Source organism: Serratia sp. CY38905 (genome assembly GCF_052168875.1).
Lineage (GTDB): Bacteria > Pseudomonadota > Gammaproteobacteria > Enterobacterales > Enterobacteriaceae > Serratia > Serratia sarumanii.
This window is the reverse complement of the sequence record NZ_JBJNLV010000008.1, coordinates 36,792-62,668: the sequence shown is the minus strand read 5'-3', so window position 1 is coordinate 62,668 and position 25,877 is coordinate 36,792. Positions and strand designations below refer to the sequence as shown.

Annotated in this window: 23 protein-coding genes; 15 read left to right on the top strand and 8 right to left on the bottom strand. The window is 59.8% G+C overall.

Annotated elements, in window-relative coordinates; all coding sequences use genetic code 11:
• Positions 1 to 101 precede the first annotated feature (101 nt).
• On the top strand, positions 102 to 656 hold the full coding sequence (nudE, locus tag ACJ8MK_RS17165; RefSeq protein ID WP_033636306.1) for an ADP compounds hydrolase NudE: 555 nt from the start codon (positions 102 to 104) through the stop codon (positions 654 to 656).
• 51 nt (positions 657 to 707) lie between these two features.
• Here nudE and mrcA read toward each other — a convergent pair whose 3' ends face one another.
• Positions 708 to 3,266 carry a peptidoglycan glycosyltransferase/peptidoglycan DD-transpeptidase MrcA gene (mrcA, locus tag ACJ8MK_RS17160; protein ID WP_033654851.1) on the bottom strand — a complete coding sequence of 853 codons (2,559 nt, stop codon included), beginning with the start codon at positions 3,264 to 3,266 and terminating at the stop codon, positions 708 to 710.
• 121 nt (positions 3,267 to 3,387) lie between these two features.
• Between mrcA and pilM the strand changes: the two genes are divergently transcribed.
• The 12 genes from pilM to trpS all read left to right on the top strand — a co-directional run bounded on the left by pilM (position 3,388) and on the right by trpS (position 13,415).
• The gene (gene pilM / locus ACJ8MK_RS17155; protein WP_442517919.1) at positions 3,388 to 4,221 is read left to right on the top strand and encodes a type IV pilus biogenesis protein PilM; all 834 of its coding nucleotides are present in this window, start codon (positions 3,388 to 3,390) and stop codon (positions 4,219 to 4,221) included.
• Entirely contained in the window at positions 4,221 to 4,760 is a 540-nt protein-coding gene (locus ACJ8MK_RS17150) for a PilN domain-containing protein (protein ID WP_442517918.1), read from the top strand. Before pilM ends, ACJ8MK_RS17150 begins: the two co-directional genes overlap by 1 nt.
• Positions 4,753 to 5,247 carry a hypothetical protein gene (locus ACJ8MK_RS17145; RefSeq protein WP_039569176.1) on the top strand — a complete coding sequence of 165 codons (495 nt, stop codon included), beginning with the start codon at positions 4,753 to 4,755 and terminating at the stop codon, positions 5,245 to 5,247. The genes ACJ8MK_RS17150 and ACJ8MK_RS17145 overlap by 8 nt, the downstream gene beginning before the upstream one ends.
• Positions 5,240 to 5,602, top strand: coding sequence for a HofP DNA utilization family protein (locus tag ACJ8MK_RS17140; RefSeq protein ID WP_126191904.1), 363 nt, complete (start codon positions 5,240 to 5,242; stop codon positions 5,600 to 5,602). Before ACJ8MK_RS17145 ends, ACJ8MK_RS17140 begins: the two co-directional genes overlap by 8 nt.
• Positions 5,599 to 6,843: a DNA uptake porin HofQ gene (gene hofQ, locus ACJ8MK_RS17135; protein ID WP_158692541.1), complete on the top strand. Its 1,245-nt coding sequence runs from the start codon at positions 5,599 to 5,601 to the stop codon at positions 6,841 to 6,843. The genes ACJ8MK_RS17140 and hofQ overlap by 4 nt, the downstream gene beginning before the upstream one ends.
• Before the next feature lie 349 nt (positions 6,844 to 7,192).
• On the top strand, positions 7,193 to 7,714 hold the full coding sequence (gene aroK / locus ACJ8MK_RS17130) for a shikimate kinase AroK (protein WP_004391482.1): 522 nt from the start codon (positions 7,193 to 7,195) through the stop codon (positions 7,712 to 7,714).
• Between the two features lie 106 nt (positions 7,715 to 7,820).
• Positions 7,821 to 8,921 (top strand): 3-dehydroquinate synthase, encoded by a 1,101-nt coding sequence (gene aroB, locus ACJ8MK_RS17125; protein WP_033649322.1) that lies wholly within the window; start codon positions 7,821 to 7,823, stop codon positions 8,919 to 8,921.
• Positions 8,922 to 9,077: 156 nt separating this feature from the next.
• The gene (locus ACJ8MK_RS17120; RefSeq protein WP_033636298.1) at positions 9,078 to 10,088 is read left to right on the top strand and encodes an SPOR domain-containing protein; all 1,011 of its coding nucleotides are present in this window, start codon (positions 9,078 to 9,080) and stop codon (positions 10,086 to 10,088) included.
• 84 nt (positions 10,089 to 10,172) lie between these two features.
• Complete coding sequence (gene dam, locus ACJ8MK_RS17115; protein ID WP_004930319.1) at positions 10,173 to 10,985, top strand: adenine-specific DNA-methyltransferase; 813 nt, start codon at positions 10,173 to 10,175, stop codon at positions 10,983 to 10,985.
• Positions 10,986 to 11,036: 51 nt separating this feature from the next.
• On the top strand, positions 11,037 to 11,714 hold the full coding sequence (rpe, locus tag ACJ8MK_RS17110; RefSeq protein ID WP_004930320.1) for a ribulose-phosphate 3-epimerase: 678 nt from the start codon (positions 11,037 to 11,039) through the stop codon (positions 11,712 to 11,714).
• Positions 11,707 to 12,405, top strand: coding sequence for a phosphoglycolate phosphatase (locus ACJ8MK_RS17105; RefSeq protein WP_015379295.1), 699 nt, complete (start codon positions 11,707 to 11,709; stop codon positions 12,403 to 12,405). The genes rpe and ACJ8MK_RS17105 overlap by 8 nt, the downstream gene beginning before the upstream one ends.
• A 2-nt stretch (positions 12,406 to 12,407) precedes the next feature.
• The gene (gene trpS, locus ACJ8MK_RS17100) at positions 12,408 to 13,415 is read left to right on the top strand and encodes a tryptophan--tRNA ligase (protein WP_025304534.1); all 1,008 of its coding nucleotides are present in this window, start codon (positions 12,408 to 12,410) and stop codon (positions 13,413 to 13,415) included.
• Between the two features lie 51 nt (positions 13,416 to 13,466).
• Here the strand turns inward: trpS and cysG are convergent, their stop codons facing one another.
• Genes cysG through nirB form a run of 4 tightly spaced genes read right to left on the bottom strand, consistent with a single transcriptional unit; the run spans position 13,467 to position 18,610 of the window.
• Positions 13,467 to 14,870 carry a siroheme synthase CysG gene (gene cysG / locus ACJ8MK_RS17095; protein WP_033654856.1) on the bottom strand — a complete coding sequence of 468 codons (1,404 nt, stop codon included), beginning with the start codon at positions 14,868 to 14,870 and terminating at the stop codon, positions 13,467 to 13,469.
• Between the two features lie 50 nt (positions 14,871 to 14,920).
• Entirely contained in the window at positions 14,921 to 15,721 is an 801-nt protein-coding gene (gene nirC / locus ACJ8MK_RS17090) for a nitrite transporter NirC (RefSeq protein ID WP_033636294.1), read from the bottom strand.
• A 16-nt stretch (positions 15,722 to 15,737) separates the two neighbouring features.
• Positions 15,738 to 16,064: a nitrite reductase small subunit NirD gene (gene nirD / locus ACJ8MK_RS17085; RefSeq protein WP_019456155.1), complete on the bottom strand. Its 327-nt coding sequence runs from the start codon at positions 16,062 to 16,064 to the stop codon at positions 15,738 to 15,740.
• Positions 16,061 to 18,610 carry a nitrite reductase large subunit NirB gene (nirB, locus tag ACJ8MK_RS17080; RefSeq protein WP_033636292.1) on the bottom strand — a complete coding sequence of 850 codons (2,550 nt, stop codon included), beginning with the start codon at positions 18,608 to 18,610 and terminating at the stop codon, positions 16,061 to 16,063. The genes nirD and nirB overlap by 4 nt, the downstream gene beginning before the upstream one ends.
• A 303-nt stretch (positions 18,611 to 18,913) precedes the next feature.
• On the opposite strand from nirB, the gene ACJ8MK_RS17075 reads away from it, so the two are divergent.
• Together ACJ8MK_RS17075 and ACJ8MK_RS17070 are read left to right on the top strand one after the other, a co-directional pair.
• Positions 18,914 to 20,182 (top strand): cytosine deaminase, encoded by a 1,269-nt coding sequence (locus tag ACJ8MK_RS17075; protein WP_279338331.1) that lies wholly within the window; start codon positions 18,914 to 18,916, stop codon positions 20,180 to 20,182.
• A gap of 347 nt (positions 20,183 to 20,529) precedes the next feature.
• The gene (locus ACJ8MK_RS17070) at positions 20,530 to 22,032 is read left to right on the top strand and encodes a hypothetical protein (protein WP_442517917.1); all 1,503 of its coding nucleotides are present in this window, start codon (positions 20,530 to 20,532) and stop codon (positions 22,030 to 22,032) included.
• A gap of 112 nt (positions 22,033 to 22,144) precedes the next feature.
• Here ACJ8MK_RS17070 and ACJ8MK_RS17065 read toward each other — a convergent pair whose 3' ends face one another.
• From ACJ8MK_RS17065 to ACJ8MK_RS17055, 3 genes are all read right to left on the bottom strand, one after another.
• The gene (locus ACJ8MK_RS17065) at positions 22,145 to 23,167 is read right to left on the bottom strand and encodes a YdcF family protein (RefSeq protein ID WP_060439498.1); all 1,023 of its coding nucleotides are present in this window, start codon (positions 23,165 to 23,167) and stop codon (positions 22,145 to 22,147) included.
• Positions 23,168 to 23,506: 339 nt separating this feature from the next.
• Positions 23,507 to 24,691 carry an MFS transporter TsgA gene (gene tsgA / locus ACJ8MK_RS17060; protein ID WP_033636290.1) on the bottom strand — a complete coding sequence of 395 codons (1,185 nt, stop codon included), beginning with the start codon at positions 24,689 to 24,691 and terminating at the stop codon, positions 23,507 to 23,509.
• A gap of 190 nt (positions 24,692 to 24,881) precedes the next feature.
• Complete coding sequence (locus ACJ8MK_RS17055) at positions 24,882 to 25,862, bottom strand: LacI family DNA-binding transcriptional regulator (protein ID WP_039569200.1); 981 nt, start codon at positions 25,860 to 25,862, stop codon at positions 24,882 to 24,884.
• Positions 25,863 to 25,877: the final 15 nt, after the last annotated feature.

The following is a 25,877-nucleotide window of genomic DNA, read 5'->3' as shown; positions in this document are numbered from 1 at the left end:
GATCGAATTTGGTCAGCGTTTGAGCGCCTACGAGCCGTGCGTTACGCCAATCATTATTTCGGTTGCCCCGTCCACGTCTGGGTAACCTTTTTGAGGCAATCATGGATAAACACCTGCAAAAACCTAAAATTCTGAAAGTGGAAACCGTCGCGCGTTCGCGTTTGTTCAACGTCGAGTCGGTCGATTTGGAATTCAGCAACGGGGTTCGGCGGGTGTATGAGCGCATGCGGCCTTCGGATCGCGAAGCGGTGATGATCGTGCCGGTGATTGGCGATGATCTGCTGCTGATCCGCGAATATGCGGTGGGCACCGAATCCTATGAGCTGGGGTTCCCGAAAGGGCTGATCGATCCCGGTGAGGGCGTGCTGGAGGCGGCCAACCGCGAGCTGATGGAAGAGGTGGGATTCGGCGCGAAGCGCTTTGATTTTCTCAGCAAGCTGACGATGGCACCATCCTACTTTTCCAGCAAAATGAATATCGTGCTGGCGCACGATCTCTATCCGCAGAGCCTGGAAGGGGATGAACCAGAGCCCCTGCCGCAGGTGCGCTGGCCGATCGCCAACATGATGGCGCTGCTGGCGGAACCGGATTTCCGTGAGGCGCGCAACGTCAGCGCGCTGTTCCTCTCCGAGGCGTTTTTGCGCGCATCGCGCTGATACGCTTCGCGCCGAACAAAAAAAGGGCCAGATTTCTCTGGCCCTTTTCGATCAGAACAGCTCGTGGCTTTCACCGCCCGGATCGGTCAACGTGGTGCCGGTATCGCGTGATGGGTAGTCCGTCGGCTGCGTTCCTTCGATGAAGTACTCGGAACGGCTGCCGCCGCCACCGCCAGAGAGCTTGCCGCTGCTCTTGTCGATGGTGACGCTGATGATGCCCGGCGGCGGCGTGACTTTCTGCTCCGGGATGCCTTCCAGCGCGGTCTTCATGAAGTCGTCCCACGCCGGCTGGGCGCTCTTGGCTCCGCCTTCGCCGCCGGAGATCTGATCCGGGATGGCGCCGGATACCGTCGACCGGCCCAGATCGCGGCGGTGATCGTCGAAACCGATCCACACCGAGGTCACGGTATCCGGGCCATAGCCGGAGAACCAGGCGTCCTTGGAACTGTTGGTGGTACCGGTTTTGCCGCCGATATCATGACGCTTCAGATCGCGCCCGGCGCGCCAGGCTGTACCCATCCAACCCGGTTCGCCGAAGATGTTGCTGTTCAGCGCGTCGTGGATCAAGAAGGCCAGCTGTGTGCTGATGACGTGCGGCGCATACTGTTGGTCGCCGTCCTGCTGTACCTGAGCCGGGGTAACCTGCTCCAGCTGCGGCATCGGCACCGTGCTGTTGTTGCCTTCCTGCGAGGTGGCGACGTTTTCGATGTTGTCGTCGGACAGCACCGCCGAGCGGTGGGTGTCGCCGTAGATCACCGGCAGGTTGCAGCTGCTGCACACCACTTTCGGTTTGGCTTCGAACACCGTATTGCCGTTGTCGTCTTCAATTTTGGTGATGAAGTACGGATCGACCAGGTAACCGCCGTTCGCCAGCACCGCGTAGCCGCGCACCAGCTGCATCGGGGTGAAGGAGGCGGAACCCAGCGCCAGCGATTCGGTATGCACGATATTCTGCGCCGGGAAGCCGAAGCGCTGCAGATATTCCGCCGCGTAGTCGACGCCCATCGCGCGCATCGCGCGCACCATCACTACGTTCTTCGATTGCCCCAGCCCCTGCCGCAGACGAATCGGGCCGTCGTAGGTCGGCGGCGAGTTCTTCGGCCGCCAGTCTGTGCCGGCGCCGGCATCCCAACGGGTGATCGGCAAGTCGTTCAGGATGGTGGCCAGCGTCAGGCCTTTATCCATCGCGGCGGTGTACAGGAAGGGTTTGATGTTCGAACCTACCTGGCGCAGCGCCTGTGTGACGCGGTTGAATTTGCTCTGGTTGAAATCGAAGCCGCCGACCAGCGCTTTCACCGCGCCGTCGTTCGGGTTGATCGAGACCAGCGCCGAGTTGACGTCCGGCACCTGCGACAGCCACCAGGCGTCGTTCACTTTGCGCACCCATACCTGCTGGCCGGCCTGCACCACGTCGGTGACGCGTTTCGGCGTAGGGCCTTGCTGAGTGTCTGAGCGATATGGCCGCGCCCAGCGCATGGTCGCCATCGGCAGGGCAATGCTGCTGCCGTCGGCCAGCATCGCCGTCGCTTCCTGCGGGTTGGCGGCGGTAATCACCGCCGGCGCCAGCGGGCCGTAGTTCGGCAGGTTTTTCAGCGAATCGACAATCTGTTTGCGATCCCAGGCCGCTTCGCCGACTTTCCACAACACGTTGGACGGGCCGCGATAGCCGTGGCGCATGTCATAGGCCAGCACGTTGTTGCGCACCGATTCCTGCGCCGCCAGCTGCAGCCGTTTGGTGACGGTGGTGTAAACCTTGTAACCGTCGGTATAGGCGTTTTCACCGTAGCGCTTGATCATCTCCTGACGCACCATCTCGGAGAGATACGGCGCGGAGAAGCTGATTTCCGGCGCATGGTAATTGGCGACCAGATCTTCGGAACGCGCCTGATCGTACTGCGCCTGCGTGATGTAGTGTTCGTCCAGCATGCGCGACAGCACCACGTTGCGACGGGCAACGGCGCGATCGTGCGAATAGAGCGGGTTGAAGGTGGACGGCGCTTTCGGCAGGCCGGCGATGGTCGCCATTTCGCTCAGGGTCAGCTGGCTGACGTCTTTGCCGAAATAGACCTGCGCGGCGGCGCCCACGCCGTAGGCGCGGTAACCCAGATAGATCTTGTTCAGATACAGCTCAAGGATTTCATCTTTGGTGAGCATCTGCTCGATGCGCACCGCCAGGAAAGCTTCCTTGATTTTACGCATCAGGGTGCGTTCCGGGCTTAAGAAGAAGTTACGCGCCAGCTGTTGGGTAATGGTACTGGCCCCCTGTGAAGCGTGGCCGGAGACCAGCGCGATGGAGGCGGCGCGGAAGATGCCGACCGGATCGACGCCGTGGTGATCATAGAAGCGGCTGTCTTCGGTGGCGATGAATGCGTGCACCATCACCGGCGGAATTTGATCCAGTTTCAGCGGAATGCGGCGCTTCTCGCCGTATTGGGCGATCAGTTCGCCATCGGCGCTGTAGACCTGCATCGGTATCTGCAGCCGCACATCTTTCAGCGTTGCAACGTCGGGCAGCTGTGGCTCGACATATTTGTACAAGCCAAAAATCGAGGCTGCTCCCAGCACGATGCAACATACTGCAAGGATTAGAAAATACTTTACGAACTTCACCTGAGATTTCCCATTTCTAAGTCATTTGGGCAGTTTATAAACAACCGCGCGGTAGTATAAAGGCAAGCCTGCGACATGGATATGTTCTTTTATCATCTGATGTTATGGAGGCTTGCGAAACATGTTCCCTCAAGCATGGCAGGTAGGGCTGGATATACAAATCGACTGCGTGCGGGCGGTGGCGGCCCAACGCCGCCGCAACGGCTGGCAGTTGCGCCACTGGTGGCAGCAGGCGCTGCCGCAGGCAGTTTTGCGCGATGGCTGCCTGCAACCTTCCGAATTCCTGATCCGGGTGCTGCGGCAATGGCGCGTCCAGCTGCCGCGACATATTTCCTTACGCATTGCTCTACCGGCGCAACGCGTGTTACAGCAGCGCATGACGCAGCCGGACGCGCGGCTGCGCGAGCCGGAACGCAGCGACTATATCGGTGGCCACGGTTTGAAGCAGTTCCCGCTCGACGGCCAGACGTTGGTGCTCGACTATCGCGCCGTGCCGGCGGATGAGGCGGCGCTGCTGTTGACCGCTGCGCGGCGGCAGGAGCTGCAGCAGTGGCTGCATTGTCTGCGTCAGGCTGGCCTGCATCCGCAAGCGGTCGATATCACCCCCTGTGCGCTGCGCATGATGGCGACGGCGGCAGGCGTGCCGCCCGCTGCGGGGTTGATGCACCGTCTCGAACGAGAATGGCTGTGGGTGGCGCCGGCCGACGGCGCGTTCGCTTTTGGTCTGGCGCCGGGCGACGATGACGCGCAGGCGCTGCGGGCGCTGCAAGCCCAGATGCCGGTGGGCGACGATCGGCCGGTCTATGCCGGCGGTGTGCTGGCGGGAGCCTTGCCCGCCGGTTGCCTTGGTTGGTCGCCGCTCAGCGCCTTCACGCAGCTGCGTCCGCCGTTGCCTGCGCATCCTTCGGCGTTCGCGTTGGCCGGTGGTCTGGCGCTGCGCGAGGAGGATCGCTGATGTATCAGGTCAACTTTCTGCCCTGGCGCCAGCGCCGCGAGCGGCGGCGCGGCTATTTCTGGCTGGGCGTGCTGCTGTTGCAGGTAGCGGCGCTGCTGCTGGCACTGTTCCTGATCGCCGGCCAGCTGCGGCATCAACAGGCGCAGCGGCAGGCGCGGCTGGCGATGCTGGGTGAAGAGCTGGCGGCATTGACGTTGCTCGTCCGCCAGCAGCAGCAAGAGCGGGCGCAACGAGCGTTGCACAGTGTCCGCGCCGAACGGCAGGCGAGCAACGCCCAACATAACCGGCGTTATTTGCAGCTGCTGCAGCAATTATCCTCCAGCGTTCCTCCCCTGCTGTGGCTCACGGCGCTGGACAGCGATGCGGCGAACGGCCTGCGGCTGCGTGGATTGAGCCGCTCTCCTGCGGCCATCACGCAGTTCGAACGACGGCTGGCGGGGATGCCTGCGTTGCCACGGCTGCGTTTGGCTGAGGTGGCGCAACGCGAAGACGGCCTGTACTCCTTTCACCTGGCGGCGCGCTGGGGGCGTGATGGATAGCCGTTTGTCATCCGGGCTGCGCTTCTGGCTGAGCTTGCCGGGTTGGCTATTGCTGGTGGCGCAAGGGCTGGGCATCGGCGCGTTGGCGCTGTTGGGCGGCGGCTGGATGCTGCAAGACGAATGGCGTCAGCGGGAAAGCGCGGCGGAGCGGCAACAGCGCCTGTTGCAACAGATCGCTATGGTGCAACGCCAACTGGACGAGGTGCCGCAAACCGCTATCCCGGCGGCGCCGCTTGCGCCGATCGCCACCGGCGATCTGGCGAGCGTGCTGCAACGAGCGGGGGGCGCCCTGTTGCGCTGGCAGCGGCAGGAAAAACCGCCGCGGCAAACGCTGAGCTTGCGCATTGACTACGCCGGTTTGCTGGTGCTGCTGGAGGCGCTGCCCGCCGATTTGCGCCTCCAGCAGCTGAGCGTGGAGACACCGCCGCAGGGCATGACGGCGAGGTTGGTTTTACAGGATGCCGCCGAGGAGCAGGCCGATGAGTAAAAGACCTGGCCGTTGGTGGTGGCTGCTATGGCCGTGGGCCTTATGTGCTGAGCCGCGCGATCCGTTTGCGCCGCCTCCGCTGCCTGCTTGTGCCCAAACGGAGGCATCGCCGGCGGGCTGGCGACTGAAAGGCGTCATCGGGCACCCGGCGCTGCGCTATGGCTGGGTGGTGACGCCGGCGGGGCAATGGCTACGCCTGCGGCCGCAGCAGCGGGTACTGGCCGAGCGCTGGCAGGTGACGCAGGTGCAGGCGCGCAGCCTGACGTTAACGGCGCTGCTGGCCGAACCGGATTGCCCGGCGAGCCAGGGCGACATCTCGCTCATGATGGACAACAACAAGGATGGCAAACCATGAAAGGACGCGCTGGATTGGGCGTGGCGCTGTGGTGCCTGGCGCTCGGCGCCGCGCAGGCGCAGGATAAGCAGCGGGTTTCCCTGGAGTTTCAGGATGCGCCGGTGACGGTCATCCTGCAGGCGCTGGCGGATTATCGGCAGATGAACCTGATCGCCGCGCCCGGCGTGAGCGGCAACCTGACGCTGCGGCTGGAGAATGTGCCCTGGCCTCAGGCGCTGGCGCTGACCCTGCGTATGGGCAAGCTGACGATGACGCGGGAGGGGAGCGTAATGCTGATCGCCCCGGAGCCGGACGCGCAGGAAAAAAGACAGCAGCGAGAAGCGTTGGCGCAGCGGCAACCGCTGCACAGCCTGAGCCTGACGTTACAAAACGGCGATGCGGCGGAGATTGCCGAAAGCCTCAATGCCCAACGCGGCGCCTTGCTCAGCGAACGTGGCAGCGTGCTGGCGGATAAGCGCACCAATACGCTGCTGCTGCGCGACACCGCGCCAATCCTGGCGCAGTTGAAAAAACGGGTGACGGAAATGGACGCGCCGCTGGCACAGGTGCAGCTGGCGGCGCATATCGTGACCATCAACAGCGAAAGCCTGCGTGAACTCGGCGTGCGTTGGGGATTGGCGCCCGACGACAGGCCGACGCGGCCGCTGCGGCCGGGCAATCTCGGCGTCAACCTGCCGCTGGAGCGCAGCGCGGTGAACGCCGGTTTCCACCTGGCGCGCATCAGCGGGCGTTTGCTGAGCCTCGAGCTGACGGCGCTGGAGCAGGAGAATCAGGTGGAGATCATCGCCAGCCCGCGCCTGCTGACGGCGCATCTGCAAACCGCCAGTATCAAACAGGGAACCGAGATCCCTTACGAAGTGTCGAGCGGCGCCAGCGGTGCGACCGCGATCGAGTTCAAAGAGGCGGTGCTGGGCATGGAGGTGACGCCCAAGGTGTTGCCGGACGGACGCATCACGCTGACGCTGCACATCAGCCAAAATATGCCGGGGCGCGCCATCAGCCGGGGCGCGGGGGAAGCGCTGACCATCGATAAACAGGAGATTAAGACGCAGATCACGGTGAAAAACGGCGAAACCCTGGTGCTCGGCGGTATTTTTCAACGGCATAGCGGCAAGACGGCGGACAAGGTGCCGGGATTGGGCGATGCACCACTGCTGGGGGGCTTGTTCCGGCAAAGCGGCGCGCAACAGAAAAAACGCGAGCTGGTGATCTTCATTACGCCGACCCTGATTAAGGGATAAGCGGCTGCCTGTCGGCCGGGCGGCAAATCTCCTAAAGTTGATGAGCAGATACACTTTTTTATCCCCTTGGGGGGATCTGCGTTTGACGCTGCGGCCGATTTAGCTTACAAGGGTTACCGAATTGAGCACCGAGGTTTTTTGTTAGCGTCAAGACGCCGTTAAAAACATATGGTTTCCCTCCCGCGGCGTGGATTGCGATTTATTCGGTTGCCAAACTACCAAGAGTGTTGAGATAATTTTTCGTCTGATCTCGCACTATCGCTCATGAGGTTTCAGTTTAGGTCCCGCCGCTGATTTGATTGGCGGGGCGGGTTAACATTAACGAATTGTCTTAGTAATACCGAAAAACATGGCAGAGAAACGCAATATCTTTCTGGTTGGGCCTATGGGTGCCGGCAAAAGCACTATTGGCCGTCAGTTAGCTCAGCAACTCAATATGGAGTTCTTCGACTCCGATCAAGAAATTGAGCGACGTACCGGAGCTGACGTGGGCTGGGTATTCGACGTGGAAGGGGAAGAAGGTTTCCGCGATCGTGAAGAAAAAGTCATTAATGAACTGACGGAAAAACAAGGGATTGTGTTGGCGACCGGCGGCGGTTCGGTGAAGTCGCGCGAAACGCGCAACCGTCTGTCCGCGCGCGGCGTGGTGGTCTATCTGGAAACCACGATCGAGAAGCAGCTGGCTCGTACCCAGCGTGATAAAAAACGCCCGCTGCTGCAGGTTGATTCTCCGCCGCGTGAAGTGCTGGAAGCCTTGGCGAAAGAGCGCAATCCGTTGTATGAAGAGATTGCCGATGTCACCATCCGCACCGACGATCAGAGCGCTAAAGTGGTTGCCAACCAGATCATCAACATGCTGGAAAGCAACTGATTGCCGATTTTCGCGTTCGCCGTCGGCCAATGCGGAAAACTGATTTGTGTTCCCCGCTGTTGCGGGGATCAACCACCGCCGCACCATACAGAGAACTGAGCGCGACATGGAGAGAATTACTGTAACGCTTGGGGAGCGCAGCTACCCGATTACCATCGCCGCCGGATTGTTTAACGATCCGGCTTCTTTTATGCCGTTGAAGGCGGGTGAGCAAGCGATGTTGGTCACCAACCAGACCCTGGCGCCGCTTTATCTGGAGCGTGTCCGGCAGGTGCTGGAGCAGGGGGGCGTCGTGGTGGATCAGGTGATCCTTCCCGATGGTGAGCAGTACAAATCTCTGGCGGTGTTGGAGCAGGTGTTTTCGGCGCTGCTTGAAAAACCGCACGGGCGCGATACCACGCTGATCGCCCTCGGCGGGGGCGTGGTCGGCGATCTGACCGGCTTCGCCGCCGCGTGCTATCAACGCGGCGTGCGCTTCATTCAGGTTCCCACCACGCTGTTGTCGCAGGTGGACTCCTCCGTAGGCGGCAAAACCGCCGTCAACCACCCGCTCGGCAAAAATATGATCGGCGCTTTCTATCAACCCGCTTCGGTGGTGGTTGATCTGGATTGCCTGAAAACGTTGCCGACGCGTGAACTCTCTTCCGGCCTGGCTGAAGTCATCAAATACGGGATCATCCTCGATCGCGAGTTCTTCGTCTGGTTGGAAAACAACATTGATGCGCTGATGGCGCTGGATATGCAGGCGTTGGCGTACTGTATCCGCCGCTGCTGCGAGTTGAAGGCCGAGGTCGTGGCCGCCGACGAACGCGAAAGCGGCCTGCGCGCCTTGCTGAATCTGGGCCATACTTACGGCCACGCCATCGAAGCCGAAATGGGCTACGGCGTATGGCTGCACGGCGAAGCGGTGGCTGCGGGCATGGTGATGGCGGCGGAAACCGCGCACCGTCTCGGCCAGTTCTCGGTTGAAGATATCGAACGCATCAAAGCGCTGCTGCTGCGGGCCGGCTTGCCGGTCTGCGGGCCGCAGGAAATGACGCCGGAATCCTATCTGCCGCACATGCTGCGCGACAAGAAAGTGCTGGCGGGTGAACTGCGTCTGGTGCTGCCGACCGCGATAGGTGCGGCGGAAGTGCGCGGCGGCGTAGGGCATGAGCTGGTGTTGGCGTCGATCGCCGCCTGCCTGCCTGAGCAGCAGCGTAATTAAATCGGACTAAGTAACAGTGGCTTAGCCGCCATTTGCATCTATATTAATACAGTGAGCAGAGCACGACGGGTGTCGCTTTGCCATCATCGGGTTAATCTGCCCGTGCCACGGTAGGTCTACGGTGGTGGGCTTTTGCCTCTAGTTGGAGGGTTTCAGATGGACGAGTTTAAACCGGAAGACGATCTCAGACCTGATAGCAGCGATCGTCGTCCTACGCGTTCGCGCAAGCCGGCCGCCGCGCCGCGCTTCGCCGTTTCGCGCCAGCATTTGATGATCGGCATCGGCATTTTGGTGCTGTTGCTGCTGATTATCGGCATCGGTTCCGCCTTGAAGGCGCCGACCAAGCATGAAGCGGCTCAGGATAGCGGCGCGCAAAACGGCGCGGCCCGCGATATCAACCTGTCCGGTTCTTCGTCGCTGACCACCGCCAATAACGGCGTGCCGGGCGGCACCACGGATACCCATGACAACAACGGCGTGAGCGCGACTCAGCCGCAGCAACCGCAGAACGTCAGCGTTCCGCCGATCTCCGGCACGCCGACCGAAGCGCAAACTCAGCCTCAGCAGGGCGGTGCGCAGCAGCGCGTCGATCTGCCTGGCAACATGGCGGATGCGCTGTCGCAGCAGCAAGGGCAGGTGGATGCCGCGACCCAGGGCATGACCGGCGCAGCCTCGACGCTGCCGACCGCACCGGCGACGGTGATGAGTGGCGCCGCGGCGCGCGAAACGACTCGCCCTGTGCAGGGCACCGCGCAGCAACAGCATAAAACGCCGGCGAAAACCGCCGCCAAGCCGAGCGCGACGCAGCATAAATCACCGACCACGGTGTATACGCCGCCTGCCAAGCCGTCTTCTACCGCGAAAGCGGGAGCGGTCGCCAGCAGCGGCAGTTCGCTGCAGTCTGCGCCAGGCAGCCACTATACCTTGCAGCTGAGCAGCGCTTCGCGTTCCGATACGCTGAACGCCTACGCCAAACAGCAGAAGCTGCAGAACTACCTGGTGTACGCCACCAAGCGTGACGGCAAACCGTGGTACGTGCTGGTAAGCGGCAACTATGCGTCTTCCGCAGAAGCGAAGCGCGCCATTGCTTCGTTGCCGGCGGATGTGCAGGCGAAAAAACCGTGGGTCCGACCTGTACACCAAGTGCAGCAAGATCTTAAAAAATAAATCATTTAAATTTGTGCGCTGATGTGCTGTCTGAAACAGAGTACAATCCGCCGCTCTGAATTGTATAAGTAGCTAATTGACGGCATGAAGAAAAACCGCGCTTTTTTAAAATGGGCTGGTGGAAAATACCCGCTGGTAGATGAGATTCGTCGCCATCTGCCGGCGGGAGACTGCTTAATCGAGCCCTTCGTGGGTGCGGGATCCGTCTTTCTGAATACGGATTACGACGCCTACATTCTCGCCGACATCAATAGCGATCTTATCAACCTGTATAACATCGTTAAGCTGCGCACGGATGACTTCGTGCGCGATGCCCGCACGCTTTTCGCCGATGAATTCAATAACTCGGATCAGTTTTACCTGCTGCGAGAAGAGTTCAATACTAGCACCGAGCCTTACCGCCGGGCGCTGCTGTTTCTGTACCTGAACCGCCACTGCTATAACGGCCTGTGCCGCTATAACCTGCGCGGCGAGTTCAACGTGCCGTTTGGCCGGTACAAGAAACCGTACTTCCCGGAAGAAGAGCTCTACTGGTTTGCCGAAAAATCGCGCAATGCCACTTTTGTCTGCGAGCATTACCGCGATACCATGGCGAAGGCCGTGGCCGGCGCCGTGGTGTATTGCGATCCGCCTTATGCGCCGCTGTCGGCGACGGCGAATTTCACCGCCTACCACACCAACAGCTTCAGCATCGCCGATCAGCAGAGCCTGGCGCATCTGGCGCACCAGCTCTCGGTAGAGAGCCAGGTACCGGTATTGATCTCCAATCACGATACCGAGCTGACGCGCGACTGGTACCAGCATGCCGCGCTGTATGTGGTGAAAGCGCGCCGCACGATCAGCCGCAACATTCTCGGCCGCAGCAAAGTGAACGAGCTTTTGGCGCTGTATCGCTAAGCCGGGGGCACCCCGGCGCATAACAACTCGACCCTACGTTTGGAGAAGCGGATGAAAAAGTTTTTGATTGCCCCGTCCATTCTGTCGGCAGATTTTGCCCGGTTAGGTGAAGATACCGCCAACGTGCTGGCCGCAGGCGGCGACGTGGTGCACTTCGACGTGATGGACAACCACTACGTGCCCAATCTGACCATCGGCCCGATGGTGTGCGAAGCGCTGCGCAACTACGGCATTACCGCGCCGATTGACGTGCACCTGATGGTCAAGCCGGTGGATCGCATCGTGCCTGATTTCGCCAAGGCCGGCGCGTCTTATATCTCTTTCCACCCCGAAGCTTCCGAGCATGTCGATCGCACCATTCAACTGATCAAAGAGCACGGCTGTAAAGCCGGCCTGGTGTTCAACCCGGCCACGCCGCTGAGCTACCTCGATTACGTGATGGATAAAATCGACGTGATCCTGCTGATGTCGGTTAACCCGGGCTTCGGCGGCCAGTCGTTCATTCACGGCACTCTGGACAAGCTGCGCCAGGTGCGCAAGCTGATTGACGACAGCGGCCGCGATATCCGCCTGGAAGTCGACGGCGGGGTGAAGGTGGACAACATCGCCGAAATCGCCGCCGCGGGCGCCGATATGTTCGTCGCCGGTTCCGCCATCTTTGGCCAGCCGGACTACCGCAAGGTGATCGACGAGATGCGCAGCGAGCTGGCGAAGGTTACCCATGGCTGATTTCGGCGCGATCCGCGCATTGGCCTTCGATCTGGACGGCACGCTGGTCGACAGCGCGCCGGGTCTGGCAGCCGCCATCGATATGGCGCTGGAAGAGACGGGCCTGCCGCAAGCGGGTGAAGAACGGGTCGGCACCTGGATCGGCAACGGCGCCGACGTGCTGGTGCAGCGCGCGCTGCGCTGGGCGGAAGCGGAAGGCACGCCGGAGCAGTGCAGCCGGCTGCGTGAACGCTTCGACCATTTCTACGCGCAGACCGTCGACAGCGGCAGCCGCCTGTTCCCGCAGGTGCAAGAGACGCTGGCCCGGCTGGCCGCGCACGGTTACCCGATGGCATTGGTGACCAACAAGCCGACGCCGTTCGTGGCACCGCTGCTGGCGGCGCTGGGCATTGGCGACTATTTCTCGCTGGTGATCGGCGGCGACGACGTGACGGAAAAGAAACCGCACCCGGCGCCGCTGTACCTGGTGCTCGGCAAGCTTGGGCTGCGGGCGCATGAACTGCTGTTCGTCGGCGACTCCCGCAACGATATTCAAGCCGCGCAGGGTGCCGGTTGCCCGAGCGTCGGCTTTACCTACGGTTATAACTACGGCGAATCGATCGCCCTGAGCCACCCCGATCGGGTGTTGGAGCGCTTCGCCGATTTGTTGCCCGCTCTTGGGCTGTCATCTTTAGAGAATCAGGAAATTTAAACATGAGTAAGCCCATCGTATTTAGCGGCGCGCAGCCGTCCGGCGAACTGACCATCGGCAACTACATGGGTGCGCTGCGTCAGTGGGTGCAGATGCAGGACGACTACGACTGCATCTACTGCATCGTCGATCTGCATGCCATCACCGTGCGCCAGGACGCCGAGAAGCTGCGCAAGGCCACGCTGGATACGCTGGCGCTGTACCTGGCCTGCGGTATCGATCCGGAAAAAAGCACCATCTTCGTGCAGTCGCACGTGCCTGAGCACACGCAGCTGAGCTGGGTGCTGAACTGTTACACCTATTTCGGCGAACTGAGCCGCATGACGCAGTTCAAGGACAAATCCGCGCGCTACGCGGAGAACATCAACGCCGGGCTGTTCAGCTATCCGGTGCTGATGGCGGCCGATATCCTGCTGTATCAAACCAATCAGGTGCCGGTGGGCGAAGACCAGAAGCAGCACCTGGAACTGAGCCGCGACGTAGGCCAGCGTTTTAACGCGCTGTACGGCGACGTGTTCAAAGTGCCGGAGCCGTTTATTCCTAAATCCGGCGCGCGCGTCATGTCGCTGCAGGAGCCGACCAAGAAGATGTCCAAGTCGGACGACAACCGCAACAACGTGATCGGCCTGCTGGAAGATCCGAAAGCGGTGACCAAGAAGATCAAACGCGCAATGACCGACTCGGAAGAGCCGCCTGTCGTGCGTTACGACGTGGTCAACAAGGCGGGCGTCTCCAACCTGCTGGATATCCTCGCCGGCGTGACCGGCAAGAGCATCGCGCAGCTGGAAGCCGAGTTCGAAGGCCAGATGTACGGCCACCTGAAAGGCGCGGTGGCGGAAGCCGTCTCCGGCATGCTGGGTGAGCTGCAGGAGCGCTACCACCGCTTCCGCAACGACGAAGCCTATCTGCAGCAGGTGATGCGCGACGGCGCCGCCAAGGCCCGCGCGCGCGCGCAGGAAACCCTGGCGAAGGTCTATCAGGCCGTCGGTTTCGTACCGCCGCAGGCGTAACGCCGGCGCGAATAGAAAAAGCGGCCAAAGGCCGCTTTTTTTACGTCGGTATCACGCCATTTGCGCCAGGCCGGCGGGCGGTTCCTCGCTGGCGAACCAATTGAGCTTGCTGCGCAGGCTGACCACGCTGCCGACGATGATCAGGCTGGGGCTGGCGGCCTGCAGGGACAAGGCGCCCAGTTGGCCGAGCTCGCCTTCGATCACCCGCTGGCGGCAGGACGTGCCGTTTTCCACCAGCGCTACCGGTGTGGCGGCCGGCAAGCCGTGTGCGATCAGCTGGCGCTGGATCTCCGCTGCCTGCGTTAGCCCCATATAGAACACCAGCGTCTGCTGCCCGGCGGCCAGCGTCGCCCAGTCCAATCCGCCGTCGGCCTTGGCGTGGCCGGTCACCAGGCGCACGCTCTGCGCATGGTCGCGGTGGGTGAGCGGGATGCCGCTGTAGGCGGAACAGCCGGAGGCGGCGGTAATGCCCGGCACCACCGAGAACGGCACGTTGGCGTCCGCCAGCGTCTCCAGCTCTTCGCCGCCGCGGCCGAAGATAAAGGGATCGCCGCCCTTCAGGCGCACCACGCGTTTGCCTTGCAGCGCCTGCTGCAGCAGGATTTGGTTGATTTGCTCTTGCGGCACGCAGTGGTGGCCGGCGCGTTTGCCGACGAAGATGCGTTCGGCGTCGCGGCGCACCAGCGTCATGATCTCTTCGGAGACCAGCCGGTCATAAACCACCACGTCGGCCTGCTGGATCTGCTGCAGCCCTTTCAGCGTCAGCAAGCCGGCATCGCCCGGCCCGGCGCCCACCAGCACCACTTCACCGCGATCTTCCGGCCGTTCGCTGAACAGCTGCTCGAGCTGGCGTTCGGCCAGCGCGGCGTCGTCGTTGGCCAGCGACTGCGCCAGCCGATCGTGGGCGAATAACCGTTCCCAGAAGCGACGGCGCGCGCCGAGGCTGCTGAAGCGTTGTTTTACCCGCTGCCGCAGCGAGCCGCCCAGCTGGGCCAGCTTGCCGAGGTGCTGCGGCAGCATCGCTTCCAGCTTCTCGCGCAGCAGCCGCGCCAGCACCGGCGCTTTGCCGCCGGAGGACACCGCCACCATGATCGGCGAACGGTCGATGATCGACGGCATGATAAAGCTGGCGCGTTTTGGATCGTCCACCACGTTGCAGAACACCCGCTGCTGGTTGGCGCACTGATACACCAGTGCGTTGACTTCCAGCCGGTCGGTAGCGGCGATCACCAGCCATTTTTCCGCCAGCAGGGCCGGGCTGAATTCGCCCTCGGCCAGCGTCAGCAGGCCTTTTTCAGCCCAGTGGTGGAACTGTGGGCTGAATGCCAGGGCGTTGACGGTCAGCGCCGCGCCGGCGTCCAGCAGCAGCCGCGCCTTGCGTTCGGCGATCTCGCCGCCGCCCACCAGCAGGCAGGCTTTGTGTTGCAGTTGGCAGAAAATCGGCAGGTAGTCCATCGGCACTCCTCGGGAGAATCAGTATGGGGGCAAAATGCGCCCCCGAAAACTCAGGCGGTCTGACGTGCGGCGGCTTTCGCCGCCTGCGGGCGTTCGGCGCGCGGCGTAGCGTACCAATACCCCAGGCCCATCAGCACCGAGCCGGACAGGATGTTGCCCAGCGTCACCCACAGCAGGTTGTGGCCAATGCCGGCGAGGGTGTAGGCCTCGCTGTGGTTGCCGAACCAGGAGAGGGCGAACAGCGTCATGTTGGCGACGGAGTGTTCGTAACCCGAGGCGATAAAGGCCAGCAGGCACCACCAGATGGCGATGAATTTGGCGGCGCCTTCGACGCGGATCGCCATCCAAATCGCCAGGCAGACCAGCCAGTTGCACAATACGCCCTTGAAGAACAGCACCTCGGCCGGCGCGGTGGTTTTCGCCAGCGCGGCGCTGTGCACCAGACTGGTATCCACCGGCAGCAGGCTGCCGCCGCCGTAGTAATACATCAGCGCCACCAGCACCGAGCCGAGCAGGTTGCCGAGCCAGGTTTGCGGCAACACTGCCCACATCTGGCTCTGGCGGATGGTGCCGGCCTTGACGCCGAGCGTCAGGAACATCGTATGGCCGGTGAACAGCTCGGAACCGGCGATGATCACCAGCGTCAGCGCGATGCCGAAGGTGGCGCCCATCACCAGCGGCCGCACGCTTGGGTCGACTAGGTTGCCGAGGGTGAAGATCAGGATGATGCCGAGGCCGACGTAGGCGCCCGCCATCGCCGAGCTGATCCAAAAGCCGAGCGGGCTTTCTTTCGCCAGGCGGACGATGCGCGCCGCGTTGGCGGCGCATTTGTTGATCGTGTCGGTAAACATGTTGCCTCCCGAAAGGTTATGCCGCGACTTGCACGATGCCGTCGACCACCCGGCTGGCGAAGCTGGCGACGGAGCGGCTGTCGTCTTCCAGACAGTGGCCGTCGTACAGGCGGAAATGCTGTTTCTTCAGCGGGCTGGCGACCCACAGCTCGCCCTGATGCTCGGCGATCAGGCCGCGCGACAGCACGCTGGCCTGGGCGAACGGGTCGATATTGCTGATGGCAAAAACCTGCTCGTCGGCATAGGGGCGGAACACCGCCACCTGCCGATCGCCGATCAGGGCGCACACGCCGGTGCCGGGCAGAATGTCGGCGACGGGACAAACGGTAATCCACTGGCTCATGCGTGGCTCTCCTCGGTATCGATCAGGGTGACGGGAATGCGCTCGTCAGGGCGCGCCGGGCGGTGCTGGTCGCGTTCGGCCACCACCTGCACGTTCGGATCGCGCAGCGGGCTGTTGACGAAGTGGGCGAAGCGCAGCTGCGTTTCCGGGTGCTCGACGGTCTCTTTCCACTCGCAGATCACCGCATCGCGCAGGCGGGCGATCTCCGCTTCCAGCTGGTCGTTGATGCCGAGCTTGTCGTCGATGATCACCTTGCGCAGGTAATCGATGCCGCCTTCCAGGCTCTCCAGCCACACCGAGGTGCGCTGCAGCTTATCGGCGGTGCGGATATAGAACATCATGAAGCGGTCGAGGTAGCGCACCAGGGTCTCGCGATCGAGGTCGGCGGCCAGCAGATCGGCGTGGCGCGGTTTCATGCCGCCGTTGCCGCAGACGTACAGGTTCCAGCCGTTCTCGGTGGCGATGATGCCGACGTCCTTGCCCTGCGCTTCGGCGCATTCACGGGTGCAGCCCGAGACGCCGAACTTCATTTTGTGCGGGGTGCGGATGCCTTTGTAGCGATGCTCCAGCGTGACGCCGAAGCCGACGCTGTCGCCGACGCCGTAGCGGCACCAGGTGCTGCCGACGCAGGTTTTCGCCATGCGCAGCGCCTTGGCGTAAGCGTGGCCGGTTTCAAAGCCGGCGGCGAGCAGCTTGCGCCAGATGGCCGGCAGGTCGTCTTTCTGCGCGCCGAACATGCCGATGCGCTGCGAGCCGGTCATTTTGGTGTAGAGGTTGTACTCCTTGGCGATCTGGCCGATGGCCAGCAGGCCGTCCGGGGTGATTTCGCCGCCGGCGGAGCGCGGGATCACCGAGTAGGTGCCGTCTTTCTGGATATTGCCGAGGAAGTTGTCGTTGGTATCCTGCAGCGGCGTATGCTGCGGCTTGAGGATGTATTCGTTCCAGCAAGAAGCCAGCAGCGAGCCGACGGTCGGCTTACACACTTCGCAGCCGTAGCCTTTGCCGTATTTGGCCAGCAGCGCCTCGAACGACTTGATGCCTTCGACGCGGATCAGGTGGAACAGCTCCTGGCGCGAGTAGGCGAAGTGTTCGCACAGGTGATGGTTGACCTCGATGCCTTGCTTGCTCAGCTCGGCGTTCAACACCTGGGTGAGCAGCGGGATGCAGCCGCCGCAGCCGGTGCCGGCCTTGGTTTCGGCCTTCAGCGCCGCCACGGTGTGGCAGCCTTTGTTGACCGCCTGGATGATGTCGCCTTTGCTGACGTCGAAGCAGGAGCAGATCTGCGCGCTTTCCGGCAGCGAATCCACGCCGATGGCCGGTTTGCTGCCCGCATGAGCCGGCAGGATCAGGCCGTCCGGGTTTTCCGGCAGCTCGATGCCGTTCAACGCCAGCTGCAGCAGATTGCCGTAATCGCTGGTGTCGCCCACCAGCACCGCGCCGAGCAGGGTTTTGTTGTCGGCGCTGACCACGATGCGTTTGTAGACTTCTTTGCTTTCATCCAGATAAACGTAGCTGCGGGCGCCCTCGGTGCGGCCGTGAGCATCGCCGATGCCGCCGACGTCCACGCCCAGCAGCTTCAGCTTGGCGCTCATGTCGGCGCCCTGGAAGCCGTTTTCGCGGCCGAGCAGGTGATCGACGGCCACCTGCGCCATTTTGTAACCCGGCGCCACCAGGCCGAAGGTGCGATCGCGCCAGGCGGCGCACTCACCGATGGCGTAGACGTCCGGATCCGACGTCTGGCAGCTGTCGTTGATGGCGATGCCGCCGCGGCGGCCAATCTCCAGCCCGCACTGGCGCGCCAGCTTGTCCTGGGCGCGGATGCCGGTGGAGAACACGATGAAATCCACTTCCAGCAGGCTGCCGTCGGCGAAATGCATGGTTTTGCGCGCGGTGCCGCCGCCGTTGACGATCTCCTGGGTATTTTTGCCGGTGTGTACTTTGACGCCCATGCGCTCGATCTTGCGGCGCAGCTGGTCACCGCCCATCGGGTCGAGCTGTTCGGCCATCAGCATCGGGGCGAACTCGATCACGTGCGTTTCCACCCCCAGGCTTTTCAGCGCGCCTGCGGCTTCCAGCCCCAACAGCCCGCCGCCGACCACCGCACCGCGTTTGCTGCGGCGCGCGCAGGCTTCGATGGCGTTCAGGTCTTCGATGGTGCGGTAAACGAAGCAGTCCTGGCTATCCGAACCTTTAATCGGCGGGATCCACGGATAGGAACCGGTGGCCATGATCAGCTTGTCGTAATAGACGGTGCGGCCGGTGTTGGAGTGGATGACCTTCTCGTCGCGATTGATGGTGATGGCGCGCTCGCCGACCAGCACCTTCACGCCGTGTTTTTCGTAAAAGCCTTCGCGCACCAGCGACAGCTCTTCGGCGGTGTGGTGCGAGAAGTAGGAAGAGAGGTGCACGCGATCGTAAGCGATGCGCGGCTCTTCGCAAAATACGGTGATTTCGAACTGGTCTTTGTCTGCTTTATCCAACAGATCTTCGATGAACCGGTGGCCGACCATGCCATTGCCGACGACGGCAAGTTTGACTCTGCTCATTATTGCCTCAAAATTCTGGTTTCCTAGGCTTACCTTATCTCTCCCAATGGGCAATTTATTGATGCAAATCAATCACACCCTCATATACCTCTAACGTGGTATATGGATGATTTTTCACGTTTTTTGATAAGTTGCGGATTTTATTCACCTTTAGCTGAAGCGAGTCAGTTTGCATGCAAACTACCCCGCAGAGAGTAAACACAGGGGGTAGGCAGGCAACGGTGACTTTGTCAGCGCGATCCGCTGCCAGTATGATGAAGAAAACCAGCGCAACGGCAGAGGTGAAGGGTGGCGAAACGTCCATTGAAGTTTATCGATAACCTGCGTTTGAGCGGGCATGAAGGATTGTGGCAACTGGCGATTGAGCAGGGGCGCATCGCGCATCTGGTGCCGCAGCCGGAAGGGCAGGAGTGGCGCAGCGACGTGTTGGATGCGCAGGGCGGGCTGGCGCTGCCGGCGTTCGTCGAACCGCATATTCACCTGGATACCACGCAAACCGCCGGTCAGCCGGCCTGGAACCAGTCCGGCACGCTGTTCGAGGGCATTGAGCGCTGGGCCGAACGCAAAGCGTTGCTGACCCATGAAGACGTCAAACAGCGCGCCTGGCAAACGCTCAAGTGGCAGATCGCCAACGGCGTGCAGTATGTGCGCACCCACGTCGACGTTTCCGATCCCACGCTGACCGCGCTGCGCGCCATGCTGGAGGTGAAACAGGAGGTGGCGCCCTGGGTGACGCTGCAGATCGTCGCCTTCCCGCAGGAGGGGATCCTTTCCTACCCCAACGGCGAAGCGCTGCTTGAAGAGGCGCTGCGGCTGGGGGCCGACGTGGTGGGCGCCATTCCGCATTTCGAATTCACCCGCGAGTACGGCGTGGAATCGCTGCATAAGGCGTTTGCGCTGGCGCAAAAATACGATCGGCTGGTGGATGTGCACTGCGATGAGATCGACGACGAACAATCGCGCTTCGTCGAGACCGTGGCGGCGCTGGCGCTGAAGCTGGAGATGGGGGCGAAAGTCACCGCCAGCCACACCACGGCGATGCACTCTTACAACGGCGCTTACGCCTCGCGGCTGTTCCGCCTGCTGAAAATGTCCGGCATCAACTTCGTCGCCAATCCGCTGGTGAACATTCATCTGCAGGGCCGTTTCGACAGCTATCCGAAACGGCGCGGCGTAACGCGGGTGAAGGAGATGCTGGAGGCGCAGATCAACGTCTGCTTCGGCCACGACGACGTGTTCGATCCCTGGTATCCGCTCGGCACCGCCAACATGCTGCAGGTGCTGCATATGGGGCTGCACGTGTGCCAGCTGATGGGCTATTGCCAGATCGACGACGGGCTGAAGCTGATCACCAGCCACAGCGCGCGCACCCTTAACCTGAGCGACTACGGCCTGGCGGCCGGCAACAGCGCCAACCTGGTGATCCTGCCGGCGGAAAGCGGCTTCGACGCGGTGCGCCGCCAGACGCCGGTGCGCTACTCGATTCGCCTGGGGGCGGTGATCGCCGAAACGCGGCCGGCGGAAACCACGCTGCATCTGCAGCAGGATGAAACGGTGGATTTTCGGCGTTAGCCAGTTCTTTTGCCCGCGACAATAATGGTGAACATTATATGTTGTGGGCCGTTCTCTCACGATAATTCCGGCAACGCGTTGTACATTATTGATCGGTCGATTAAGAACTCTCTTTATAATTTGAATATCTAACAATCATTCATTGAAATAATTCTATACGCATTGTTCTTTATCACGAAATGCCACGCTTCGGCTATTTATAGTCTATATCCCTAACCTTGTTGGATAATAGAGTGTTGATATTGATCTTAATCAATGACTTTTATTGTTTTACTTTGATTTGTGGATATTTATAAGGTTTTGATCTAGTTGTTTGTGATTGATTATTAACTTTATTGGTGTCTGATATGCAAGGTTTAATGATATCTTTCCGCCGAATAGCATTGTTTGGTTTTCTGGCTTATGGCGGGGCATGCTATGCGGCGTTGGCCGGTGAAGGTAGCGTTACGGATCCGACCAATGAATTTGATGATATAAATATTCAGGATCCCAATTGCGATGAACGTGCCACGGAGAAGTATTCGGCTAACAGAGATAGGTATGCCATGTTCACGATGTGCGAAAAGTATGTCGATGGGAAGATGGTTTTAATTCTATGGGTGAACAAGTATCAGGATTATAGTTCGGGCTTTTGGTATGACTGGGAAGAGCCTTATAAACTGAGCATGCTGGTCGGGATAAAACATGATGAAACAGGGAGAGAAAGTCAGCAGCTCTTTCAGTTATACGGATTTGGCAGAGATAAGCGCTTCGTCAAGGTGATACCAACACCAAGGTCTGGGAGATATACGTTTACGCTCAACGCGACCGTACATGCTGATAAAATAGGCAGCGCTAATGATATCTATGTTCGTTTAAGTAAGGAAGTAAACATCGACCCTGATGGTGCTGAAACCTTAATGAAGCTAAATGATGAAATAGAGAAGCATAAAGATGAACCGTTTGCTTATATTTTTGATAAAGACCATCAAATTCCCATGCGCTCAAACGTTGATAGATATTATGCCAATAATCAAAATGGTGTGTTGTTGGTGATTCCTGATGTGAGAAAACGAGTGCCGTCATTGCTTCTGGATATGAAAAAAAGGACGTCGTTGCGTTGTGAGATGAATAACAATGCGGTAACGGATGACGGGAGGCGGCAATCATCTGAAATTTATTATCCGGTTGGCGCATGGGGGCGGTTAGCTTTCCCTGACATTGTGCTAAACGTTAATTATTTTGATATCAGGGCGCAAAGAAACGGTACTACCTGGCTGAGTAATGCCTGTGCAACGCCGCTTGGTATGTATTATGACAATATTAGCGGTGGTTCAACACAGCCTGAGCAAGAAACCAGTGATTATTTCCCTGGGCTGCGCCATTTTGTTGATGAGCATAATAAAGCCGCGCCGGTTGACACATTTTTTTGGGAAATGAATCAACCTGGAGTTCCGTTGCATATTGTAATAAATACCGATCGTTTCAGCACAGAGGCTACGAATTACGCTAATAAGCTAACTAATATGAGAGGCCAATTTGTGGCCTTTTCCGGTACCTCGTTGATTCCACGGCGTGATGATGGTCCGGAAGGGCAGCCGGATAATGGGCCAGCCCAAACGACCCGGATTGCCCTGGGTTACCATAACAAGCAGGATCGTCTTTATATTTTTCACGGCGGTGCTTACCGTGACGGCATTGACCGTGGGGATCTGACCGCGTTGTTCCGGGCATTGGAGGCCAAGGTAGCGATAGAACTGGACGGCGGCGGCTCCGCCGCCTTAGTGATTAAGGACGGCGCGGCGAAATGGGGGGCGGCGAGTTACCCAAGAGCAGTTGTTCTAACTCTGGCGCCTGGTGTTCGCCGATAAAACAACCTGACGGCAATGCCCGCCCTGTACCTTCCTGGTTGGGAATTGAGCTGAGCCAGCCCTGAGCAGTGAATCGAATCCCGGATGGCGCCGCCCATCCGGGAGCACGCTATCAGTTTAGCGAGAATTCAGGTGCGGCAGAAATCATATACAATCCATAGGCGCGCAGCGCATCACGATAGATACCCAGTTTGCGTTTCCCTTCGAATTTCATTTCTTCTTCGGAGGCGTCAGGGGCTGCGACGGTAGTGATGTCATAATGTTCCCCTTTGGCCAGAGCGAGGGATTGTAAAATGACATGGCACCTGCGCACATGGGTTGCGGAACTGACGATGACAATGTTATTTCGTTTTTCTTGTTTGATGATGTAACGCGAATAAATAAAATTTTCTACGGTATCTGTCGCGTAGTTTTCGGCAATTATCCGGTTTTCATCTATGCCTTGGTGAATCAGCCATTGCTTCATTTCGATGCCTTCGCTTTTATCATGTTTCGGCACGCCGCCTGTTACGACAATTTTAGCCTCAGGCAGCATTTTAGCCATGGCTAAGGTTTTTTCCAGCCGGTCGATCAAGATGCTATCCATGGTGCCATCTTCTTTTAATGCATAACCCAAGGTGATAATTAGTGCTGGGTTGTTTTTGTTATAGCCGGCGGGAAGTTTTTCCGCTATTGGCATGGCTAATTGCTCGTTGATATTACCGATTATTGTCGCCACATCTTTTGCTCGTTGCTCACTGATTTTCTTTAGGGCTGACATTTCATTGGTAAATGGTTGCCCCAGATAGTGTTTGTACATCACCAGATAGGTCAGCGCATCAATATCACCACCGGTTTGGATATTTATTCTGGCATAGACGTCTAGTGCCTTATGAATATCTCCTTGCAGTATGTAGGTATTTCCCAGGCTAAATAGGACATCCAAGCGTTGTGGCGCACTCTGGTGAGCCGAGGATAATGCATTTTCCAGTTTTTCCAGGTTATAAATCTCATAGGCGTTTTTCGCACTTAAGAGGAATTGATGTGTTGTGTTACGCGCATTAATGGCCGACGCTGTTGTGAATGACGTATTTTTACCATAGACGGGGGCGTTGCTTATCAACATTAAGAATAAGGCATAAACTATCTTTTTCATTTATGATATTCCTTTATATATATTTGATGGTGATGCTTGAGCGCTGAGTGAGTGAAAATGATAAGTGAACAGCCGCCGGTAGGGCTGCGCTGTTTCTCATTAATCGGAGTTTTCAAATATAAGGAGTGTTGGCATTTTATACAATGCCCATTTAATTATGTTCCGTCACAGCGCGGATTGGAAATGAAACTCGGTTATGCCACCGGCCCAGGGCGCGTTGGCCCAGCTTATGGAAAAGAGGAGAGAATAAAAAATGCCGGCCAGGTAGAAGCGGCCGGCATTTATCTAAGGAGAGGGGCATTATCAGTCAACGACGATGAATTCAGCCCTGTGTGCGGATCAGTGCGTCACGTGGCCGTGGCTGCGGTGCTTGGTCACGAAGCCCAGCAGCAGGCACATCACGAACACCGCCAAATACAGGCCGTTGGCGGTGGTCAGCGCCGCGTGCGCGCCGCCTTTCGCCACGATCGGGCCGGTAACCACGAAGGTCAACATGGTGCCGATGGTGCCGCAGGTCAGGATAAAGTTGACCAGCTTCGGCGAGGAGACCTTGGTCTGCAGCGAGCCGAGGGTGATCAGCGTGGTGTAGATGGCGCTGGAAACGAAGCCCAGGGCCATGATGTAGTAGCCCAGGTGCTCCGGGTTGTCGGTGCTGACGAACAGGTACATCGCGCCGGTAGCCAGTGCGGCCAGCACGGTCACGATGCGCTGCAGATCGAAGAAGCGCAGGATGAAGCTGAACACCCACATGCCGACCATGTAAGAGGTCCAGAAGTCGCTCACCAGCTTACCGGCCTGGCCGATGTCCATGTTGAACGACTTGGTGGCGTACTCAGGCACCCACTGAATGAAGCCCAGCTGGCCGAGAATGTAGCACAGCGCGGCGATCGACAGGAACAGCACGCCGATGCCCCATTTTTCTTTCTCGACCGGCTGGCCGGCGTCGGCGCCTTTCTTGCCCAGCACCGGGAATTCGGAGCACAGGGTCAGCACGAAGATCCCCACGTACAGCAGGCCGATGCAGGCATAAACCCAGTACCAGCCGATATGGCGGGCCAGCAGCATCGCGGCGACGATCGGGAAGATCATCCCGGCCATGCTGAAGAAGGAGTCGGTGAACAACAGGCGCGAACCGCGCTGGCGGCCGGCATACATGTGGGTGATCAGGAAGGTGCCGATCGACATGGTGATACCGCTAACCACGCCGAGGATAAACATGCACAGCGAGAACATGGTCAGGCTCTTGCCGAGCATCAGCCCGGCGACCGCCAGCACCATCAGGACAAAGCCGAAGATCAGCTGACGCTTCAGCGGGATGATTTCCATCAGCCAGGCATTGAGGAAGATCGAAATCAAAATGCCGGCGTTGAGGAAAGTAAAGGTGTTGCTCATGCTGGAAACCGGCAGGTTAAAGTACTCTGCAATGTTTCCCATCACCATCCCTGTGACGATCACTAAAGCACCGGTCAGCGCGTACGAAAAGAAGCTGATCCAGGTAAGCCGTATGCGGTTACTGTCATTCATTGTATAGGCCTGAATATGTCTGTTAGAGGTTTTAACGCTGGCATAAGGCCGCTGGCTTTTCCCGGCAAACGCAGAAAAAGTCCCGATCAGGCCACCAGGGGGCGGATCCTAGCACAGACAACGGGATTTTTTGTGATGGCTGTCGATTTTTTGATGTAACCCATGAAGGGCTGGTGTGCATTATTGTGATCTATTTGCGTACCGTCACAACGGAATCACGGTTGACGATCGTCGGCTCAAACCGGTGCGCCGGGGTGGCGGGGTCGATCAACCTGCGCGCCGCGTATTGGGCCATCTCGCTGATGGGAAAATGTACGCTGCTCAACGCCGGGCGCACGAAAGGCGCGCGTTCGCCGCTGTCGTAGCAGATCAAGGAGATATCCTGCGGTACCCGCAGGCGGTGTTCGTTGATCGCCAGCAGCGCGCCGATCGCCATCTCTTCGTTGCAGCAGTAGATGGCGCTGGGCCGCGCGGCTTGCCGCAGCAGCCGATCGGCGCAGCGGTAACCGCTTTCCAGATCGTAGACGCCCTCCAGGCAGGCCACCGGCTCGATATTCGCCGCCTGCATCGCCTCTTCAAATCCCTGCAGCCGCAGGCGGCTCGACGGGCGTTCACGCGGGCCGCTGATACAGGCGATGCGCCGGTGCCCGGCATCGAGCAGCTGCTGCGTCGCCATGCGGCTGGCGAGCGGGTGATCGAAGGTGACGCAGCGGTCTTCCAGCCCCGGCACCAGACGATCGAGCAACACGAAATCACGTTGCTCCGCCGCCAATTGGCGCAGCCGATCGTCGCTGAGAAAACGCACGTGCAGGATCACGCCGTCGCAGCGCAGGCTAAATAGCCGCTGCACCGCCTGCCATTCGTTTTCGGCGCTGTTGCGGCCCTGGGTCACCAGCAGCTGTTTGCCGTGGGATTCGGCCTCGGTCTGCACGAAGTCCATCAGCGCGCCGAAAAAGCCGCCGCGGTACGAGGTGGTGACCAGCCCAAGGGTATTGCTGTGGCTGGAGGCGAGCGCGCGGGCCGCCGGGTTGGGGGTGTAACCGAGCTGGGCAACGGCGCGTTCAACCTTCTCGCGGGTCGGCGCCTTGACGTTGCTGTCGCCGTTCACCACGCGCGATACGGTGGCGCGCGAAACGCCCGCCAGCGCTGCGACATCTTCCAGTGTCACCATCGTCCCACTCCTGAA